This window comes from Bacillus sp. BC05(2025) (assembly GCF_056725905.1).
Genome location: NZ_JBWYRA010000006.1, coordinates 226,870 through 246,586, shown reverse-complemented (window position 1 = coordinate 246,586; position 19,717 = coordinate 226,870). Strand labels below are relative to the sequence as shown.

Sequence of the window (19,717 nt, the reverse complement as noted above, 5' to 3'; positions counted from 1 at the left end):
GAAAAAGCGCCCAAATAAACGGGGCGCTTTTTTCATTACACATATTTAAAATATATCAACAAAAAATAACAAACCTATTCGTTATACCTTACCGGCTCATTCCGAATAATAAATAAGTGAATCGGTAAGAAAACCGAAAACGTGATTGTATGAATAATTGTAAACAATATAGAGTTCGTTCCGTACCTATCTAAAATTGCGTAGATAAGATAAATAGACAGCACAATCGATACAGCTGTTGCTAATATACTTAGAATCGGTACGAAGTTAAAGATGAAACATGCGACATATATGCCGAATACTTTCCATCCTGCTTCTTCTTTCAAGAAATCTGGTAATTTGTCTTTCGCTAAATCACCCCATATCTTACTATTTAAAAAAGGAATAAATGCAAGAGCACCATCCGTTGCACCATCATTTTTCGCCATCGTATATAGTGCAAAAGCCGTTAACAAATACGCAATAACTGCCCAAATCAATACAACAAGAATAAACGCAAAACTAAGAGCAAAGAAACCTGCTAGTAAACCTTGATCTTCCATCTTATCCTCTCCTCTCTACTCTCAACATATTTCATTACTTTACAAGTTATGTTTTAAAATTCAACCAAACTCTCTGTATAATAATAGGAGTAAGATAATTAGAGAGGAGAACAACTGATGCATCCATTTGTAAAAGCACTACAAGAACATTTCATAGCTCACAAAAATCCGGAAAAAGCAGAACCGATGGCACGTTATATGAAAAATCACTTCCCGTTTCTCGGTATTCAAACTCCCGAGAGAAGACAGTTATTAAAAGACGTTATTCAAATACATACTCTCCCAGATTCAAAAGACTTCCAAGTTATCATACGTGAGCTTTGGGATTTACCAGAACGTGAATTTCAAGCGGCCGCACTTGATATTATGCAAAAATATAAAAAGCATATAAACGAAACTCATATCCCCTTCTTAGAAGAACTCATTGTCACAAAGTCTTGGTGGGATACTGTTGATAGCATCGTCCCTACCTTTTTAGGTAATATCTTTTTACAACGCCCGGAATTAATTTCTGCCTATATTCCGAAATGGATTGCATCAGATAATATATGGTTACAACGCGCCGCTATTTTATTCCAACTAAAATATAAACAAAAGATGGATGAAGAACTTCTTTTCTGGATTATTGGACAACTACATTCTTCAAAAGAATTTTTCATTCAAAAAGCGATTGGCTGGGTCCTTCGCGAATATGCAAAAACAAACCCCGATGTAGTATGGGAATACGTGCAAAATAACGAGCTTGCCCCGCTTAGTAAACGTGAAGCAATTAAGCACATTAAAGAAAATTACGGAATAAATAACGAAAAAATAGGCGAGACTCTATCATAGATAGACACGTTCCTCTATTGAGATTTAAAAAAGAACGTGTTAGAATATGTTCATTATTATTAATATAAGTAGCGATGACGGACTTATAAGTACTTGCACAAAAAGCGATTCAGGGATAGTGAAAGCCTGAAGCTGCAAGGAAACGGCAGTCTCGAGCAATACGTGATAAAGTGGATGCACCTTTTGTGTATCAACTAGGGTGGAACCGCGGGCAAACGCTCGTCCCTAGGCAATTAAGCCTTGGGATGAGCGTTTTTTTTATGTTTTTCAAAGCATATACCGCTCGTTTCACTAGTATCTGAGCACGTCATCGCCAATACGTTAACTTTCAAAAGGAGGATTTTCTTATGTATTCAATGGAACAAGTAGTAAACTTAGCGAAACATCGCGGTTTTGTTTTCCCTGGTTCTGAAATTTACGGTGGTCTTGCAAACACTTGGGATTACGGTCCACTTGGAATCGAATTAAAAAATAACGTTAAAAAAGCTTGGTGGAAAAAATTCATTCAAGAATCTCCATACAACGTTGGTTTAGACGCAGCTATTTTAATGAACCCAAAAACTTGGATCGCTTCTGGTCACGTTGGTAACTTCAACGATCCAATGATCGACTGTAAAAAATGTAAAGCGCGTCACCGTGCTGACAAATTAATTGAAGATGCATTAGATGCAAAAGGCATCGAAATGGTTGTTGACGGTCTTACTTTCGACCAAATGGCTGACTTAATGAAAGAACATGAAGTAAAATGTCCTGATTGCGGTAGTGAAGAATTCACTGAAATCCGTCAGTTCAACTTAATGTTCAAAACATTCCAAGGTGTTACAGAGTCTAGCACAAACGAAATCTTCCTTCGTCCTGAAACAGCACAAGGTATTTTCGTAAACTTTAAAAACGTACAACGCTCTATGCGTAAAAAACTTCCATTTGGTATTGGCCAAATCGGTAAGAGCTTCCGTAATGAAATCACACCTGGTAACTTCACATTCCGTACACGTGAATTCGAACAAATGGAACTTGAATTCTTCTGTAAGCCTGGTGAAGATTTAGAGTGGTTCGCATTCTGGCGTGAAACTTGTAAGAACTGGTTACTTTCACTTGGTATGACTGAAGAAAGCATGCGTCTTCGTGACCACGGTGAAGAAGAGTTATCTCACTACAGTAACGCAACAACTGATATTGAATTCAAATTCCCATTCGGTTGGGGCGAACTATGGGGCGTTGCATCTCGTACAGACTTCGATTTAAAACGTCACATGGAACACTCTAACGAAGACTTTAACTATATTGATCCACAAACGAATGAGCGTTATGTACCGTACTGCATCGAGCCATCTTTAGGTGCTGACCGCGTAACATTAGCATTCTTATGTGATGCATATGAAGAAGAGCAATTAGAAAACGATTCTCGTACAGTTCTTCGTTTCCACCCTGCTTTAGCACCATACAAAGCAGCAATCTTACCATTATCTAAAAAGCTATCTGAAGGTGCTACTGAAGTATTCGCAGAATTAGCTAAAGACTTCATGGTAGACTTTGATGAAACTGGTTCTATCGGTAAACGTTACCGTCGTCAAGACGAAATCGGTACACCTTTCTGTATCACTTACGACTTCGACTCAGTTGAAGACAAAGCTGTTACAGTACGTGACCGTGACACAATGGAACAAGTTCGTATGCCAATTAGCGAATTAAAAGGTTTCTTAGAGAAGAAAATCCAGTTCTAATTATAAGAAAAAGAGGCAGCTCATGAGAGCCGCCTCTTTTTTACTTTTCACGTTTTTCTTTAATTGCTACTGTACATCTTGAAATACATAATAAATCGTCATTCTCATCAATGATACGTACATCCCAAACCATCGTTGAATGTCCTCTATGTATCGGTGTTCCGATCGCTGTTACAATTCCATCTTTCTTTGAGCGAATGTGATTTGCATTAATTTCTAGACCGAAACAGATACATTTTTCTTGATCAATTAAATTGTAAGAACCGACACTTGCTACTGTTTCTGCTAATGCAACAGAGGCACCACCGTGTAAAAATCCAAATGGCTGATGCGTACGCTCATCAACAGGCATCGTAGCAACCACCTTATCTTCTGTCATCTCTAACAACTCAATTCCAAGTGAATCCATTAAAGTTTTTGCCATATCGTTTCCCCCTTCTCCTACTCTAATTAAATGTATAATTTTACCTATTTATTTTCAAACTACTTATAACACTTAAATAAGGAGGTTTCACCTAAATGAAACAGAAATTTTGTATATTACTGCTTATGTTCTCCTTGCTGACTATTGTACCAAATTGTGCACTAGCAGCCAAAGCATCTAACCTGACAATCGATGTTCAGACTGTAACGCAAAAAGGTAAGAAACCTTATATAGAATATCAAATTAATAGACCTTCATTTCATAACTTTTCTGATTCTAAATTTCAAAATAAGCTCAATTTCTATTACAAAAAATCTACTGACAAATTTAAAACCAGATTAGAAAAAGACGCAAAAAAATATTATAAAGAAACAGAAGGATCTAGTACACCATTTCATCCATATGTGGCGAATGTTGATTATAAAGTCTCCTTAAATAAACCACCTTTTCTCAGCCTATATTTGAATTACTATCAATATACGGGTGGTGCACACGGTCTTTATACGTGGAAGGCAAATACATTTGATTTAAAAGAAAAAAAGTTACTACGCTTAGACGATTTATTTCAACAAAAAGATAAATATAAAGAAGTAATACGCGCTGAGATTGTAAGACAAATTAAACAAAATGAAAGCATTTATTTTCCCGATGCAACTGAAAAGGTCATGAGCGCGAAAAAGTTTCACTTCTTTTTAGAGCCGAACAATCTCGTCATCTATTTCCCTTTATATGAAATTGCGCCGTATTCAAGCGGCATTCCACAATTTCGTATTCCGTATACGTTGTTAAGAGAGTATTTGAAGCCTTCTTATCAAAATATTTTAATTGACAACAAGTAAATAGTTTCGCTACGATAATGTTAACCCGAAAACAACAGGAGGTTAACATTATGAGGAGATTTCATGTTTTAGATTTAGCATTAGCTGCCATGTTCGTTGCTCTTATGGCCATTGGTGCAAATATTGTATCTTGGGCACCATTCCTGCAAGTAGCGGGCATCCCATTATCTATGCAACCATTTTTCGCAATTTTAGCAGGGCTTCTTCTCGGAAGTAGACTTGGTGCATTATCAATGACTGTTTACATGCTAGTTGGAGTAGCAGGTGCACCAATCTTCGCTAACTTCAAAGCTGGATTTGGAGCACTTTTAGATCCTACTGGCGGCTTTATTATTGCATTTATTATCGTTGCTTACGTATCAGGAAAACTCGTAGAACAAAAGGAAAAACCAACATTTCGTACATTTGCAATTGCCTCTTTCACAGGAATCATTTTAACTTATATTATCGGTACTACTTACATGTACGGGGCAGTCAATCTCTTTATGGGTGGTAATATGAGCTATAAAGCTGCTTGGATGATTATGATGTGGTTCGCAGTAAAAGATATTGCATTTACAATTATCGGTGCTATTATCGCACCTCGCATATACTATGCTGTGCGTCGTTCTGCTTATCAGCATTCTCATTCGACGATTTCATAAGAAAAAGAGTTATCTTACTATGTTAAGATAACTCTTTTTGTTTTTTCGACAATATACGACACATATTAAAAATGATTTTTGTTATGCTAATTCAGCAAATCATATATTTTGCACATCTAATCAGAACAATATTTTGGAGGAAAATCAGTGAATCTATCAAAAAATACACTTATTAAAGTAAGTGCCGGAGTATTATTTTTATTTTTCATACTAGGTATGAGCATTAGTTACAAATTATACGGAAATAGTGAGTTAGGGATGTCTTATACCCTTGGAAACGGCCTATCATTTTTCTTTTTAATTCTTACTATAGTTAGTTTATGTGCGGCTTTAATCTTTATTGTTATTGGGTTAATTAAGAAAGTACGAAAATTACCAGCAAAAAAATCTTTAATAACATCTTTAATACTATTTCTAACAACAGTTATATCCGTCATCGTTCTTCTCTTTACGATAACAAAAGTAACAAATATGGAAGAGGAGTATCAAGCTCTTCAAGCCCAAAAGAAAAAAGAAGCTAATTACTTAGTTGCAGCAGCATCCTTTTATAATAATATAAACACCTTTAAATACGCAGCATCTTACGTGTTATCCGAGTATTCAACTACATGGTCAAGTGCAATAGATAAAAGACAGGACTTCAATAATGCACTAAGTTCTAAGAGAACAGAAATTGACGAAATGATTACAACCGTTGATACATTTTATAGCAATATGGGAAATGATTTAAAGTTAGTCTCTGAAGCTGCAAAAGAACAGCCTAATAAGTATAAAGAAACCTACGAAGAATATAAAAAAATATATGGGATTATCACTGCACTTAACGAACAAGCCCAATCTCCAAGTGGTAGCTTAATTTCATTTAATCAAAACGTTAATGCATTGATTCAAGAATACAAAAAAGCAGCTGGAAATATTAATATCGCTATTACTGATGAAATTAAATCTAAAGCTGATGAGCTAAAGCCTATTGATCAAAAGTAAAGACACTCTCTCTAGAGTGTCTTTTTTTCTCAAAAAAATCCCCTTTAGAGGAAGCAGTAAATACGTTCCTTATCGCTCATCCAAAAGGGGATTATATCACTATATTAAGAATCTTGATTCGCTTGTTCTTCTAAAATTTTCTTCATCATTGCAACCATGTCATCACGTAGTTCTGGGTGTTGCAGGGCCATTTCGATTGTCGTTTGAACGAATCCTAGCTTTTCACCTACATCGTAGCGCTTTCCTTCGAAATCATAAGCGAATACACGTTGAATTTCGTTTAAGCTTTGAATAGCATCTGTTAACTGAATTTCGCCACCAGCACCAACATGTTGCTGTTCTAAGAACATAAAGATTTCAGGCGTTAAAATGTAACGTCCCATAATCGCTAAGTTTGAAGGTGCTGTACCTTGCGCTGGCTTCTCAACGAAATTGCGAACTTGATAACGACGACCTTCTTGTTCTAATGGATCGATAATTCCATAGCGATGTGTTTCCGACTCTGGAACAGTTTGTACACCAATAACAGAAGAAAGTGTTTTTTCATACTCATCCATTAATTGACGTAAACATGGTTTCTCAGCTTGGACAATATCATCACCTAGTAACACTGCAAACGGCTCATCACCAATGAATTTACGTGCACACCAAACAGCATGTCCTAGCCCTTTCGGTTCTTTTTGACGGATGTAATGAATATCTACCATTTTTGAAGAAGCTTGTACTTTTTCAAGCAACTCATATTTTTTCTTCTCCAATAAGTTTTGTTCTAGTTCAAATGCGTTATCAAAATGATCTTCGATAGAACGCTTTGTTTTACCAGTAACGATAATAATATCTTCGATACCCGATTTCACTGCTTCTTCTACAATGTATTGGATCGTTGGTTTATCTACTATCGGTAACATTTCTTTCGGCATTGCTTTCGTTGCTGGTAAAAAACGTGTTCCTAATCCAGCTGCTGGGATTATCGCTTTTCTTACTTTTTTCATCACAAAATACCCTCTCTCCTGTCGGAATCAATAGCAATCATTTCCTACATAAAACAAAAGGGAGATTTCGCTCCCTTTTGTTCCTTACTACTTAAAATTACTTTGTATTATAAACGATTCATAATGTCTTCTTTAATAGTAAGTAACTTTTGTTCACTATTTTGTAAAGAACTATCTTTTACACCAAAGTAGAACTTAATCTTCGGTTCAGTTCCAGATGGACGTAGGCAGAACCATGAACCATCCTCTAATTGATATTTTAACACATTTGATTTCGGTAAGTGAATCTCTTCTTTATGTCTATCTTGTAAAGATGTAACGATGCTTGCTTTATAGTCTTCAACTGCTACAACTGTTAAGCCCGCTACTTCTTTTGGGGGATTTTCACGGAATGTTGCCATCATTTCTTGAATTTTTTCCGCTCCATCTTTTCCTTTTAGCGTTAACGATACAAGATCTTCACGGAAGAAGCCATATTTCTCGAATACTTCTAATAGACCATCATATAACGTTTTCCCTTGTGATTTGTAGTATGCAGCTACTTCACATGCAAATAGGACAGATTGTACTGCATCTTTATCACGGCAGAATGGGCGGATTAAATAACCATAGCTTTCCTCATAACCGAATTGGAATTCATATTGTCCGCTTTCTTCATACTGTCTAATTTTCTCACCGATAAATTTAAACCCAGTTAACGTATCAATTGTATCTAAACCGTATGCTTTCGCGATTGTACGGCCGATTTCAGACGTTACGATTGTTTTTAATACGACACCATTCTCTGGAAGCGTTCCGTTTTCTTTCTTTTGTGATAGTAAATAATCAAGCATTAATGCACCTGTTTGGTTTCCTGTTAATACTTGGAACTCACCATTATGATTACGCACTGCTACACCAAGGCGGTCTGCGTCAGGATCTGTTGCGATTAATACATCCGCTCCTACCTTTTCACCGTCACGAATTGCATACTCAAACGCTGCGTGCTCTTCTGGGTTCGGTGATTTTACTGTAGAGAAGTTTGGATCTGGTAACTCTTGCTCTTTTACAACTGTTACATCTGTAAATCCAACTTCTTTTAAACCACGGCGTACAGAAAGATTTGATGTTCCGTGTAATGGTGTAAAGACTATTTTCAAGTCTTTGCCGGCCTTTTCCACCATTTCTTTATTAATGATGACATTGTTCAATTCTGCAGCATATGCATCATCTACTTCTTGTCCAATAATATGTAATAAACCGTCAGCTTTTAATTGCTCCACATTAGCAACCTCAACTGTTAACTCGTCTTCTACTGCGTTTACGTAGCTAATTAACTCATCAGCTTCTTTTGGAGGCAACTGCCCACCATCTTCACCATATACTTTGTAACCGTTATATTCTGGTGGATTATGGCTTGCCGTAAGAACGATTCCACTCACTGTATGTAAATGACGAACTGCGAAAGAAAGCACTGGCGTTGGACGTAAGCTTTCAAACACATATGTTGTAATACCGTGTGCACCAAGTGTAGCAGCTACTTCCATTGCGAACTCAGGTGATTTATGACGAGAATCATACGCTACAACAACACCGCGTTTTTTCGCTTCCTCACCTAACTTTTCGATAAAGCTTGCTAATCCTTTTGTTGCTTTACGAACTGTATATACATTCAAACGGTTCGTACCAGCACCAAGTTCACCACGCATACCACCTGTGCCAAACTCTAGATTTTTATAAAAGCTATCCTCAATTTTCTTCTCATCTTGCTTCATATTTTCTAGCTGTTCTTTTAATTCTGCATCTAATTGTGCGTAAGAAAGCCAGCGACTAAATTCTTGTTTCCAATTCATTCTTCTCTCTCCTCTCGCTCGTCATACCTTTATTATATGAAAAAAACATGTTGTATCTCAATATTTTATAAAATCTAGCAGGATTTTACTAGGAATATTTGTATACACTATTGTTAAATACTCCACTAAAGGGAATGAGGATTATGCGCGAATGGGGCTTGTCAGAAGAGCTCAAAATACAAACAAAGCAAATGATTGAAATTGCTGAAAAAGAACTATCGATTATGAGGAGCGCAATCGATAAAGAAGACGAATGTATTTTATGCAAAATGGAAGATATTCATCATATGTTAGCAAATGTACAAACATTGGCAGCTACATACTATATTCAGGCATATTTATCACCTTATACGGAAAGTTCATCTTTTATTACGACAGCTATCCAACATTTAAGCGCCAGAAAACATGGTGCTCTTATTGTTGTGGAACGAAACGAGACGCTTGAAGCTTTCATTCAAACTGGAACGACATTAAACGCTCATTTAACTGCACCATTACTCGAATCAATATTTTATCCAGGTAACCCTCTTCATGACGGTGCCGTTCTCGTAAAAAATAATCATATTGTCTCAGCTGCTAATATTCTTCCTTTAACGAAAAGTACAGAAGTTGATCCTGAGCTAGGAACACGTCACAGAGCTGCAATTGGATTATCGGAAAAAAGCGATGCCCTTATTTTAGTTGTCTCTGAAGAAACAGGTCGCACTTCATTCGCTTTAAATGGGACGTTATATACGATTTCTTTATAAAGTGAAATTACATCGGCCGGAACACCACATATATCAATAAGAAAGGCTGTTCCAAATATTGGAACAGCCTTCTCTCATTATCTTATTCTTCTCTGAAACGTTCAACAAGTGTTGCAAGTGTACGCACCATTGCACCTGTTGCACCAGCTGGCCCTAAATCATGCGCTCCTGATGATTCAGATGTTCCAGCGATGTCTAAGTGTACCCAAGGTGTATCTTCAGCGAATTCACCTAGGAATGTACCTGCCATAACCGCATGTCCTTCGCGGCCTGGTGAGTTATTTAAATCAGCAAATTTACTATTTCTCACGCGTTCTTTATCACGATCAAAAATCGGTAATTGCCAAATTGATTCATCTGTTTCCATAGATGCCTCTAGCACTTGCTCAAACAACTCTTCATTGTTTGTCATTGCGCCTGTTGTATGATTTCCAAGTGCAACAATTACACCACCTGTTAATGTCGCAACATCAATAAGATAGTTTGCACCTAATTTTTTCGCATACGTAATACCGTCAGCTAACGCTAGGCGACCTTCTGCATCTGTATTTAATACTTCAATTGTTTTTCCACTCATAGATGTGATTACATCGTCTGGCTTAAATGCTGTACCACTTACAACGTTATCCGTTGATGGAATAACAGCGATCACATTTTGCTCTGGGCGAAGTTCACCGATAATTTCCATCGCACCTAACACAGCAGCTGCACCACCCATATCACCTTTCATACCGACCATACCTTCACGTGGTTTTAAAGAATAACCGCCTGTATCGTATGTGATTCCTTTTCCAACGAATCCAATGACATCTGTCCACTCTTCTTTTCCTTTATAAATAAGAGCGATCATTTTTGGTGGTTCTACACTACCTTGGTTTACTGCAAGTAACGCACCCATACCAAGCTCTTCCATCTCTTCTTTCTCAAGAACTTTATAATCCATATCATACTTCTCCGCTAACTCAACAGCATACTCAGCAAGCTTCGTCGCTGTTAATACGTTTGGCGGCATATTTACAAGTGTACGAGCTGAATTTGTTGCATGTCCATGTACGTAGCCAACTGTTAATGCAGCTTCAATTTCTTGTGCATCTTCCGCTGTAATAGCCGTGAACTTCTCTAACTCCACACGATCCTTTTTATCTGATTTATACGTTTCTAACTCATATGTACCAAGATTTTGTACTTCTGCTGCAATGTGAGCTACATCAATTGCGTCTAGTTTTTCTGTTACGAAAGAATCAAGTAAGATTGCTGCATCTTGTACTTTTGCTGCTTGTAACGTTTTAAACGCCTTACCAAGAGCCGCACGTAACGTTTCTGTCGTATAAGAATCTTTCTTACCTAAACCAACGAAATAATAACGTTTCACATTTGTTTTTCCTAAACTATGTACTTTTGAAATAGCTTTCTTCTTCGTAGAAAGTTCTTTTTCTGCTAGTAAAACTTGTAATTGCCCTTCAAACGCTTTGTCCAGTTCTTGTACAAAACTACTCGTTTTTTCTTCTTCAAATAAGGCAACGATTACCGCTTCATGGCTTCCTAATTCTTTTTGTACTTGAAACATGTTCAGACCCCCTAAATTTCTCTACTCTGCCTTTATTATAACTTTATTTTCGATAAAATGCGACAATTCTAACTTCTACTCTTACCTGTATTATAAAGTGAAACTTTAATCAGCCCTCACCTAAATTCTTTGCTTTCGCTGAATTTTGAGGTGGGGGCTTACTGCACGTTAAATTGGGATAAAATAAAAAAAGTCTAGCGTACTTACCACTAGACTATCTTTGTTTTAAATATTGACCACGAAACACTTGCATCGTTTCGTCTTGATTTAACATCGTTAACTCTTCTTCTGAAAACTTACCATTTCCAATTTTCACTACATACACGTTTACTTTTTTCTTCCCCCATTGGCTATAAACATCTTTCACCGTATCATAATACAGATCAAGACGGTTTCCTTTTATCGCACCGCCCTTATCAGCTACTACACCATATCCATAGCCTGGTACGAATAAAATTGTCCCAATTGGGAATACGCGTAAGTCCGCTGCGATTGTGGAATATAAATCCCTTTTCGCCTTAACACCTGAATATGTAATACCATACTCCGGATGTCCCGGCCTCTTACCAGTTGATTCAATTCCTGATGTATAACCTGTTGCAGTCATTTCAATTGAACGATATTTAGACCAGTCGTTTGCCTGCTCTAAAGCATTTATCACTTCTTTACTCGGAGCAACGTTTCTCTTAACTTCTGCTGCATGTACTTCTTTTGCATTCATTCCCTCATATGTCTTTACAATCTCTAATAAAGAAACTCCTGTGAAAGCATTCCATGTTACGCATAATGCGATTGCAAGTAAACAAGTCATCATAATGCGAATACAATATCGTTTTAACATTTTTATATTCCACACTCCTTCATCGTTAATCATTCCCTATACGATGAAGGAATATGCAAAAAAATAATCCCCAAATGAATTGGAGATTAAAACATTTGATATCCGCTTTTCCGAAGTTTCTTAATTACGATTCCTGCTAAAGCAGCACCTACTAATCCAGTAGATAAAATAAATACATCCGCTTGTCCTAAATGCGATACACTTGTCCCAAATGAAGAGAATGTTTCTTTTGGCTTTGAAAAGTAATCCCACATACTCGCCTTATTAATAATAAGCATACAAACAATTGGATATACAATAACCATTACCCATGTCGCTCGCAATATCATGTTGAGTAAAAATCCAATTCCAAAAAACAAAATGAAAAATAACATCATTGAAATAAGTAGTACCGGTATACTCACTCTTTCTCCCTCTCCTTCGTATGCGCCGTAAATACGTGATAGGCTGTATAACCAAACTGCTCTCCTGGATTTAATGTTTTGTCCATTTCAAGATGTAATTCTGATTGTCTTTCTAACAAATATGTAATAAGTACAGACGTATTTGGATCGTCCGCAACCGTATCTGGATGTAGAAACGCTACTTCAGACAATTCCTTCTCCTGTACAATAATATCTTCCCCTTCAGGCTCCAAAAGGAAAATAATCATATTATCACTAATCTCATTGCGAATCACGCCCGATCGAACACCAATGATCCCCTTCACATGAGCGACAATACCTGTCTCTTCTAACACTTCACGTTTCACAGCTTCATCAACCGTCTCACCTTCATTTACAAAACCAGCCGGCAAAGACCATTTCCCCTTTAATCCACTGTATTTTTTCTTAACGAATAGCCACCTGCCATCTTTTGTAGTTACTAAGCCACTAACAGCTAGCCATACTTTCCCTCGTTTCTCCATGATGTAATACCCTCCTCTACTAGAACGGACAGAATATTCTTTCTTTTTTATATATTATACTATATTTTTTAAATGAAAAAAGCAGAAACAGCTCTTAGCCGTTTCTGCTTTTTCTATACTATATATTAAAAGAACTTCAATTTACCTTTTTTAAGAACTAATAAAGGTCCACCTAATAAGAATAGGTAACGGTTATCGATAACTTTCTTCATGAAGGAAGCTTTCCAACCTGTTAACTTTTTGCCCATAACAACGCCCATTGCATCGTCATGACCTAAAGAACATACAGATCCTTTATTGTCGAATACGAATTTTTTCATTTCGCCTTTACCACGAACTAACACAGTTAGATTGTGCGCAATGTTGTAACCTTGTTGAATTGCGATCTGTGCTGTTGGTGGGTATGGACGGTTAATTTCTTCGTTAATGATTAACGCTGCGTCACCAACCATGAATACATCTTCGTATCCTGGAGCGTGCATGTACTCATCAACTTTTACACGTCCGCGCATTGCTTCAAAACCAGACTCTTCCACAATACCGTTACCACGAACACCTGCAGCCCAAACTACTGTTTCAGACTTAATTAATTCAGTGTCATCGCCATTCGCAACGATAATACCTTCTTCAGTTGCTTCTTTAATTGCTGTACCGATGCGGAATTCTACACCTTTTTTCTCAAGTTGTTTCACAGCGTATTCTACTAACGCTGGATCGAAACCTGGAAGTGCTGTTGGAGCAGCTTCTACACATATGATGCGTGCTTTTTCACGTGGTACATTGTACTCTTTGCAAAGTTCAGGAACACGGTTTGCAAGCTCACCTACGTACTCGATACCAGTAAATCCAGCACCACCAACAACGATTGTTACTAACTCATCGCGCTTTTCAGTTGCATATTTAGCGAAACTAGCTTCCATATGCTCACGAATTTCACGAGTTGCATTAATGTTAGCGATTGAGAATGCATGCTCTTTTAATCCTGTAATTCCAAATGTTTCTGATTCGAACCCAAGACCGATTACTAAGTAATCATACTCTAACTCGCCATCTTTTAATATGATGCGTTTTTCAGCAGCTTTAATTTCTACTACCGTATCTTGTACAAAGTTCACTTTATTTGTATCAATAACGTCTTGAATATCTAGACAGATTTTTTCATCTTGTAATGTACCAGCTGCGCTCTCATGTAACCAAGTCGCTTGGTAGTGATAGCTGTTGTTGTTTACTAACGTAATTTCAGCTTCATTTACAGATAATGCTTTTTGCAGACGAACAGTCGTAATCATCCCGCCATAACCTGCACCTAAAACTACGATTTTTGGAGTCTTCACCAAATCACAACCCTTTTCTTTATATAATAGTAATGAAAAATAATACCAATTACTAAAAACTCTATTTGTCAAGAATGTGGAATTTATCACATTCTATATCATAACAAAACGCATTCAAAAAATCGTACGAATTTTGTCATAGAAATTTAACATAATACTTCCCTATATTAGTCGGTTTTATTCCAGAATTCAAGCGTCTGGAGAATTATCAATATTTTAAAATAACATAGCGTTTTCAAGGGTTTTTCAGCCTTTTTTTCATGTATTTTCCTTTCACCATATTTTATACAATTGAAAAAGCATCTATGCGAAAACTTACACACAATTCAGTCGTTTTCAGAAGTATTATGAACTCAAATATGCTATCATTTATTTGAATGTGTCATCATTTGCAGGATTTTCGTGTACATATGAACAATATATGAAATCAATATCAAAATTCCATCTATAGGGGGAATGAAAGTGGCAGAAAATCAAAAAGTTTACGACATAACAATTATTGGTGGTGGTCCAACAGGGCTGTTCACAGCATTTTATGGCGGTATGAGACAAGCAAGTGTCAAAATCATTGAAAGCTTACCTCAACTTGGAGGACAATTATCCGCACTATACCCTGAAAAATACATTTATGATGTAGCTGGATTTCCAAAAGTGCGCGCACAAGAATTAGTTGATAACTTAAAAGAGCAAATGAAGAAATTTGATCCAACCGTTTGTTTAGAAGAAGCTGTTGATACACTTGAAAAACAAGCTGACGGTATATTTAAACTTGTTACGAATAAGCAAACTCACTATTCCAAATCAGTTATTATTACTGCTGGCAATGGTGCTTTCCAACCACGCCGCTTAGAATTAGAAGGTACAGCAAAGTATGAAAAGAAAAACTTACATTATTTCGTTGATGATATGAATAAATTTGCTGGTAAGCGCGTCGTAGTATTTGGCGGCGGCGATTCAGCTGTTGATTGGACAATGATGTTAGAGCCAATCGCTGATAAAGTTACAATCGTTCATCGCCGTGATAAATTCCGTGCACATGAACATAGCGTAGAAAGCTTAATGAATTCTCGTGCAGAAGTAAGTACACCGTACGTTCCAGTAGAACTCATTGGAGATGACAAAATTGAACAAGTCGTTCTTCAGCATGTAAAAACGGAAGAAAAAATTATCATCGATGTTGATGATGTAATCGTAAACTACGGCTTCGTTTCTTCCCTTGGCCCAATTAAAAACTGGGGCTTAGATATACAAAAAAACAGCATTCTCGTGAACTCGAAAATGGAAACAAATATTCCTGGCATTTATGCTGCTGGTGACATTTGTACATATGAAGGTAAAGTAAAACTCATTGCTTGCGGCTTCGGTGAAGCACCAACAGCAGTAAACAATGCAAAAGCTTACTTTGATCCAAACGCAAAACTTCAACCGATGCACAGCTCTAGCATGTTTTAATATAGAAATGAAAAGAACTCCTTTTATACAAAGGAGTTCTTTTTTATTACGCTACCGTTTCTTTCCAAAATATGTTACAATAAACAAGAACAAACGTTCCATTTAATGAGGGGGATATTTTAAAATGAAAGAACCTATTATCGTAAAAAAAGAAGCTTTCCAAGCAATCGGCGTTTCGATTACAACGACAAATGAAATAGAGGCATCTACTGAAGGAAAAATTCCCGGGCTTTGGAACCAATACTTCCAAGAACAAATCATGCATCACATCCCAAATCAACAAACGAAAGAAACATTCGCTTTCTACTCAAATTACGAATCGGATGAAACAGGTACATATAAATACACAATTGGCATGCCTGTTTCTTCATTAGAAGACATTCCTGAAAATATGACAACTTTAACAATACCTGCTGCTACGTATGCGGTATTTACAACCAGAAAGGGGCCAGTGGCTGAAGTCGTTTGCGAAGCTTGGGAATATATTTGGAAATGGTCAAAAGAAAACAAACGTGCTTTTACAACAGACTTTGAGCTTTATGATGAAAAAGCAACAGATCCAACTAACGCACAATTAGATATTTATATTGCATTAGCCTGAACGACAAAAAAGAAGATACCAAATGGTATCTTCTTTTTTGTCGTTAAATAGCCACTGTGCAAATTCCACATTATTGTCTACAATGAGAAAGTGCAGTATAGAAATATTAGAAACTGTATAAAGTGATTGTTAACAAGTTTTTTAGTTTAAATTTGTCGTATAGAAAGGAAGCAATATGGAAGAACTACAACAAAATAAATCTGCTTTAGAGGGAAGCGGAAAACCGTTATTAAAAAATACGAATTTCCTTTTTCTTTGGGCAGCTACACTCTTTTCAAGTTTTGCTTTAGCCTTTTTTACTTTTTCACAAACGTGGTACATAGCAAAAACATTAAACCTTGAGGCTTCACTCGGTGTTGTTTTCGTAGCTCTTAGTGTTCCAAGGCTTATTTTTATGATTATCGGCGGCGCTGTAGCTGATAAATTCCCGAAAAAAAACATTATGTTTTATTCTAATATTATTCGTGCAATTCTCGTCGCGACTATTCTTACATGGTTCATCGTAGGTGATGTAACACTATATACATTTGCTTTATTCGCTTTATTCTTTGGACTCGCTGATGCTTTTTTCTGGTCAGCTGATGGATCTATCTTACCTGAACTTGTAGAAAAAAGCCGTCTAACACAAGCAAACTCACTTACACAAATGACGAACCAAGCATCGGTTATTTTAGGCCCTGTACTTGGCGGCATTCTTATCAAATTTACGAACTATGAAACGATCTTTTCGATCACGATTTTATTGCTGATCGTCGCAGCCATACTCGTTCAAAAAATACAATTTACAATGCCAGAGCAGCAAAATACAGACAAAAGCATGTTCACTTCTATTAAAGAAGGAATCTTATATGTAAAGGAATCACCATTCCTTTCAACTTTCCTTATTTGTAGCGCCTTTTTAAACTTATTTTTAATCGGTCCGATGCAAGTCGGTTTCCCGCTCTTCATAAAAAATGTTCTGCACGGTGACTCGCTTCAGTTTAGTTACTTAGAAGCATCTGTAGGAGGTGGAATGGCGATAGGCGCTGTCATTGTCGGTTTAAAAAATATTAATCGTAGACGCGGTCTATTTTGCATTATCATGATGCTACTGTCTGGTGTATTCTTCTTATCCATCAACTTTAGCACCGTACTTTGGCAAGCATTATTAGCTGGCATGTTTTACGGTATTACAATCGCAATGGCAATCGTTCCACTTATGGCGATGATTCAATCGACAGTAAAAGAAGAAATGATGGGACGCGTAATGAGTTTACTTATGCTATCATCCATGGGCTTTATTCCGCTTTCTTATGCATTCACATCAATCGCGCTTGCAATAGGAATTCCGATCGTAACCGTTATGAAAAGTGGTGCAATTGCCGTTATCGTCTTCGTACTATTTGTAGCGATTCGTGTTCCAGTTGTAAGAAAGTTTGATTAGCTACTTGGAGTCATGTGTTAGACGCATGGCTCTTTTTTAGACGGATCAAATAACGATACTCCCTTACTTCTTCTCATAGCTGCTCCCCATTCTAATCCAACTTCTAAAAATAGATCCCGCACTGTACTATATAAAAGAGCCTTCACATTTTTACGGATTTCCCCATACTTATACGCTCTCACAACAATCTTCACTCGCCAAATGAAGTTTCCATACACTTCTTCATCAGCTAATATTTGCTCCAGTAACACACCTTGCTCTAGTAACCCGCTCTTTTTATACGCAAGTTCCACCTTACTCCAAAATATATTAATCTTCTTCGGATTACGCGTCATCGGCACAAGTGCGTATATAAAGTGAAACTTTAATCAGTGGGGGTTTTCTTCATCCTCCACTGATTATCAGCACTCACCAATCGGACTTTTATGGGCAGTTGATCCCCCACCTAACTTCTTTGCTTTCGCTGTATTTTGAGGTAGGGGTCTTACTGCCCATTAAAGTGGGATAAAAGGCTTCGGTATATCGTGACGGCAATACGTCTCATCAAGCTCGTACGTTTCTTTTCTATTCTCTTTTATTTGTGGAATGTTTTTAGAAAAAATTGTTTCCCCCTCATTTTTTTGCTCATTTTTACTACAGCCAGCTGCATGATTCTCACTTTCACATGCGGACATTTTCATACGGTCATCCATGCGGTCAATTGCAGATATAAGAAAAACATATAAGTTCGCACTATATCCGCCGTGCTTATGTCTTTCTTTTGTCGCAACACGCTTTATAATTCCTAACTCCTCTAACTTTGCAATAGAGCGGCGTACTGTACGAATACTTTTTCCAACATTCGTCGCAATCGTCTCCATTAACGGACAAGCAACTCCTACTGTTTTTTTGTTTCTCATTCACTGCATACTTTCCTAAAAAATGAATAATAGTAGTATCCGTTTTATTTAATTGAAATCGATAATATTTCAAAACTTGTTTTTGATATGTATTAAACTCTTCTTTACTTCGAAATTCACTATATGGTTTCATTAAATTATATAAGCTTCCCATTTTTATCACCTCACTTATAAATAAGAGGCAGGAAGAGAAATTGGCGTGATAGTTAATATTTTTTATTGGAGATGAAAATATGATTGTAATCAGTGCTTGTTTAGGTGGCATCGCTTGTCGGTATGATGGAAATGACAATCTCGTTTCAAAAATAGAGGAATTATTACAAAGTGAAGATACCTTACTTGTTTGTCCTGAAGTATTAGGAGGATTGCCAACACCTCGTCCCTCAGCTGAAATTATCGGCGGGAATGGCGATGACGTTTTAGATGGAAAAGCAAAGGTGATGACAAAAGACGGTGAAGATGTTACAGAAGCTTTCGTAACTGGTGCTTATAAAGCATTGGAACAACTGAAAGGCTTACACCCAGAATATATTATTTTAAAAGAACGTAGCCCATCTTGTGGTAGTTCTACAATTTACACTGGAGAATTTAACGGGAATAAACAGACTGGTTACGGGGTAACAACCGCTTTATTCAAAAGACATGGATTGAAAGTCATTTCAGAAGAGGATTTTGAGAATATAAAAAGGAATTGACCCTGTTCGTCAATTCCTTTTTCTTTCTTATTTCGCCCCTAATTTTTCTTTCACTTTTGCAGGAAGCTCATCTTTCTTTACTTCTTCCCAAGCTGTTACACCTTTTTTATCTGAATTGTATACGCGTAAGAATGCATCTTTACGTAAGTTTTTTTGTGCAGTAAATTCTAATTCTTTCTCTTTACCTTCCTTATCAAAACCAGTTAGTTTATATTCGTAATCTTTATACGGCTGACCATTATCGGCTTTACCATTATATTCTTTTCCATCTACTGTAATTTGAACGTAATACTCGTCCTTACCCATACGATTTAAATCACAGCCAACTAAAAGGCTTGCAAATACAACTAAAATACTAAAAAGTGCAATATATCTTTTCATTTCCTTCACCTCATGTGTTTTTCTTATATTGTTATCTTAAAGCCTAAGCTTTAGTG

General features: G+C 36.8%; 20 protein-coding genes and 2 pseudogenes. 10 read left to right on the top strand and 12 right to left on the bottom strand.

The genetic code is table 11. The features are described 5' to 3' along the window. Positions 1-74: 74 nt before the first annotated feature. Complete coding sequence (locus ACZ76X_RS20215; RefSeq protein WP_479851497.1) at positions 75-542, bottom strand: hypothetical protein; 468 nt, start codon at positions 540-542, stop codon at positions 75-77. A gap of 117 nt (positions 543-659) precedes the next feature. Between ACZ76X_RS20215 and ACZ76X_RS20210 the strand changes: the two genes are divergently transcribed. Together ACZ76X_RS20210 and ACZ76X_RS20205 are read left to right on the top strand one after the other, a co-directional pair. Next, entirely contained in the window at positions 660-1,373 is a 714-nt protein-coding gene (locus ACZ76X_RS20210; protein ID WP_479851496.1) for a DNA alkylation repair protein, read from the top strand. Between the two features lie 347 nt (positions 1,374-1,720). Beyond that, positions 1,721-3,097: a glycine--tRNA ligase gene (locus tag ACZ76X_RS20205; RefSeq protein WP_000287154.1), complete on the top strand. Its 1,377-nt coding sequence runs from the start codon at positions 1,721-1,723 to the stop codon at positions 3,095-3,097. 40 nt (positions 3,098-3,137) lie between these two features. Here ACZ76X_RS20205 and ACZ76X_RS20200 read toward each other — a convergent pair whose 3' ends face one another. Beyond that, a complete protein-coding gene (locus ACZ76X_RS20200) occupies positions 3,138-3,521 on the bottom strand; it encodes a hotdog fold thioesterase (RefSeq protein ID WP_001140610.1) in 384 nt (127 codons plus the stop codon). 95 nt (positions 3,522-3,616) lie between these two features. Here ACZ76X_RS20200 and ACZ76X_RS20195 point away from each other — a divergent pair, with 95 nt between their 5' ends. The 3 genes from ACZ76X_RS20195 (at position 3,617) to ACZ76X_RS20185 (ending at position 5,988) form a co-directional block, all read left to right on the top strand. After that, the gene (locus ACZ76X_RS20195) at positions 3,617-4,360 is read left to right on the top strand and encodes a DUF3298 and DUF4163 domain-containing protein (RefSeq protein ID WP_098667224.1); all 744 of its coding nucleotides are present in this window, start codon (positions 3,617-3,619) and stop codon (positions 4,358-4,360) included. 50 nt (positions 4,361-4,410) lie between these two features. Next, complete coding sequence (locus tag ACZ76X_RS20190) at positions 4,411-5,004, top strand: biotin transporter BioY (protein ID WP_479851495.1); 594 nt, start codon at positions 4,411-4,413, stop codon at positions 5,002-5,004. 147 nt (positions 5,005-5,151) lie between these two features. Then, a complete protein-coding gene (locus tag ACZ76X_RS20185; protein WP_479851494.1) occupies positions 5,152-5,988 on the top strand; it encodes a hypothetical protein in 837 nt (278 codons plus the stop codon). Positions 5,989-6,092: 104 nt separating this feature from the next. Here ACZ76X_RS20185 and galU read toward each other — a convergent pair whose 3' ends face one another. Then, positions 6,093-6,980, bottom strand: a complete 888-nt coding sequence (gene galU, locus ACZ76X_RS20180; RefSeq protein WP_002181028.1) for a UTP--glucose-1-phosphate uridylyltransferase GalU — start codon at positions 6,978-6,980, stop codon at positions 6,093-6,095. Between the two features lie 107 nt (positions 6,981-7,087). Next, positions 7,088-8,812: a phospho-sugar mutase gene (locus tag ACZ76X_RS20175; protein WP_479851493.1), complete on the bottom strand. Its 1,725-nt coding sequence runs from the start codon at positions 8,810-8,812 to the stop codon at positions 7,088-7,090. 143 nt (positions 8,813-8,955) lie between these two features. On the opposite strand from ACZ76X_RS20175, the gene cdaS reads away from it, so the two are divergent. Then, entirely contained in the window at positions 8,956-9,561 is a 606-nt protein-coding gene (cdaS, locus tag ACZ76X_RS20170) for a sporulation-specific diadenylate cyclase CdaS (protein WP_001209528.1), read from the top strand. 82 nt (positions 9,562-9,643) lie between these two features. Here cdaS and pepA read toward each other — a convergent pair whose 3' ends face one another. From pepA to ACZ76X_RS20145, 5 genes are all read right to left on the bottom strand, one after another. After that, positions 9,644-11,128, bottom strand: coding sequence for a cytosol aminopeptidase (pepA, locus tag ACZ76X_RS20165; protein WP_479851492.1), 1,485 nt, complete (start codon positions 11,126-11,128; stop codon positions 9,644-9,646). Between the two features lie 214 nt (positions 11,129-11,342). Beyond that, a complete protein-coding gene (locus ACZ76X_RS20160; protein WP_479851491.1) occupies positions 11,343-11,969 on the bottom strand; it encodes a 3D domain-containing protein in 627 nt (208 codons plus the stop codon). Between the two features lie 86 nt (positions 11,970-12,055). Then, positions 12,056-12,373, bottom strand: coding sequence for a YuiB family protein (locus tag ACZ76X_RS20155; RefSeq protein WP_000027015.1), 318 nt, complete (start codon positions 12,371-12,373; stop codon positions 12,056-12,058). Continuing rightward, on the bottom strand, positions 12,370-12,876 hold the full coding sequence (locus tag ACZ76X_RS20150; RefSeq protein WP_479851490.1) for an NUDIX hydrolase: 507 nt from the start codon (positions 12,874-12,876) through the stop codon (positions 12,370-12,372). The genes ACZ76X_RS20155 and ACZ76X_RS20150 overlap by 4 nt, the downstream gene beginning before the upstream one ends. A 125-nt stretch (positions 12,877-13,001) precedes the next feature. After that, positions 13,002-14,210, bottom strand: coding sequence for an NAD(P)/FAD-dependent oxidoreductase (locus tag ACZ76X_RS20145; protein ID WP_142337708.1), 1,209 nt, complete (start codon positions 14,208-14,210; stop codon positions 13,002-13,004). Positions 14,211-14,672: 462 nt separating this feature from the next. On the opposite strand from ACZ76X_RS20145, the gene ACZ76X_RS20140 reads away from it, so the two are divergent. The 3 genes from ACZ76X_RS20140 (at position 14,673) to ACZ76X_RS20130 (ending at position 17,686) form a co-directional block, all read left to right on the top strand. Continuing rightward, complete coding sequence (locus tag ACZ76X_RS20140; protein ID WP_000829779.1) at positions 14,673-15,662, top strand: NAD(P)/FAD-dependent oxidoreductase; 990 nt, start codon at positions 14,673-14,675, stop codon at positions 15,660-15,662. A 124-nt stretch (positions 15,663-15,786) separates the two neighbouring features. Further along, a complete protein-coding gene (locus ACZ76X_RS20135; protein WP_479851489.1) occupies positions 15,787-16,263 on the top strand; it encodes a GyrI-like domain-containing protein in 477 nt (158 codons plus the stop codon). A 175-nt stretch (positions 16,264-16,438) separates the two neighbouring features. Then, positions 16,439-17,686: an MFS transporter gene (locus ACZ76X_RS20130; RefSeq protein WP_327922662.1), complete on the top strand. Its 1,248-nt coding sequence runs from the start codon at positions 16,439-16,441 to the stop codon at positions 17,684-17,686. 17 nt (positions 17,687-17,703) lie between these two features. Here the strand turns inward: ACZ76X_RS20130 and ACZ76X_RS20125 are convergent. Both ACZ76X_RS20125 and ACZ76X_RS20120 read right to left on the bottom strand, forming a co-directional pair. After that, positions 17,704-18,042, bottom strand: a pseudogene (locus ACZ76X_RS20125) (helix-turn-helix domain-containing protein); the annotation flags it as partial. 153 nt (positions 18,043-18,195) lie between these two features. After that, positions 18,196-18,739: pseudogene (locus tag ACZ76X_RS20120) on the bottom strand (helix-turn-helix domain-containing protein); the annotation flags it as partial. Positions 18,740-18,818: 79 nt separating this feature from the next. Between ACZ76X_RS20120 and ACZ76X_RS20115 the strand changes: the two are divergent. Further along, complete coding sequence (locus ACZ76X_RS20115) at positions 18,819-19,280, top strand: 2-thiouracil desulfurase family protein (RefSeq protein ID WP_479851488.1); 462 nt, start codon at positions 18,819-18,821, stop codon at positions 19,278-19,280. A gap of 27 nt (positions 19,281-19,307) precedes the next feature. Here ACZ76X_RS20115 and ACZ76X_RS20110 read toward each other — a convergent pair whose 3' ends face one another. Continuing rightward, complete coding sequence (locus ACZ76X_RS20110; protein WP_479851487.1) at positions 19,308-19,661, bottom strand: YxeA family protein; 354 nt, start codon at positions 19,659-19,661, stop codon at positions 19,308-19,310. Between the last annotated feature and the right edge of the window lie 56 nt (positions 19,662-19,717).

Coding starts and splice junctions, on each gene's coding strand:
- ACZ76X_RS20130 (WP_327922662.1), top strand. CDS start 16,439: ATGGAAGAACTACAACAAAATAAATCTGCTTTAGAGGGAAGCGGAAAA.
- ACZ76X_RS20175 (WP_479851493.1), bottom strand. CDS start 8,812: ATGAATTGGAAACAAGAATTTAGTCGCTGGCTTTCTTACGCACAATTA.
- cdaS (WP_001209528.1), top strand. CDS start 8,956: ATGCGCGAATGGGGCTTGTCAGAAGAGCTCAAAATACAAACAAAGCAA.
- ACZ76X_RS20210 (WP_479851496.1), top strand. CDS start 660: ATGCATCCATTTGTAAAAGCACTACAAGAACATTTCATAGCTCACAAA.
- galU (WP_002181028.1), bottom strand. CDS start 6,980: ATGAAAAAAGTAAGAAAAGCGATAATCCCAGCAGCTGGATTAGGAACA.
- ACZ76X_RS20215 (WP_479851497.1), bottom strand. CDS start 542: ATGGAAGATCAAGGTTTACTAGCAGGTTTCTTTGCTCTTAGTTTTGCG.
- ACZ76X_RS20115 (WP_479851488.1), top strand. CDS start 18,819: ATGATTGTAATCAGTGCTTGTTTAGGTGGCATCGCTTGTCGGTATGAT.
- ACZ76X_RS20190 (WP_479851495.1), top strand. CDS start 4,411: ATGAGGAGATTTCATGTTTTAGATTTAGCATTAGCTGCCATGTTCGTT.
- ACZ76X_RS20150 (WP_479851490.1), bottom strand. CDS start 12,876: ATGGAGAAACGAGGGAAAGTATGGCTAGCTGTTAGTGGCTTAGTAACT.
- ACZ76X_RS20200 (WP_001140610.1), bottom strand. CDS start 3,521: ATGGCAAAAACTTTAATGGATTCACTTGGAATTGAGTTGTTAGAGATG.
- ACZ76X_RS20110 (WP_479851487.1), bottom strand. CDS start 19,661: ATGAAAAGATATATTGCACTTTTTAGTATTTTAGTTGTATTTGCAAGC.
- ACZ76X_RS20160 (WP_479851491.1), bottom strand. CDS start 11,969: ATGTTAAAACGATATTGTATTCGCATTATGATGACTTGTTTACTTGCA.
- ACZ76X_RS20135 (WP_479851489.1), top strand. CDS start 15,787: ATGAAAGAACCTATTATCGTAAAAAAAGAAGCTTTCCAAGCAATCGGC.
- ACZ76X_RS20205 (WP_000287154.1), top strand. CDS start 1,721: ATGTATTCAATGGAACAAGTAGTAAACTTAGCGAAACATCGCGGTTTT.
- pepA (WP_479851492.1), bottom strand. CDS start 11,128: ATGTTTCAAGTACAAAAAGAATTAGGAAGCCATGAAGCGGTAATCGTT.
- ACZ76X_RS20195 (WP_098667224.1), top strand. CDS start 3,617: ATGAAACAGAAATTTTGTATATTACTGCTTATGTTCTCCTTGCTGACT.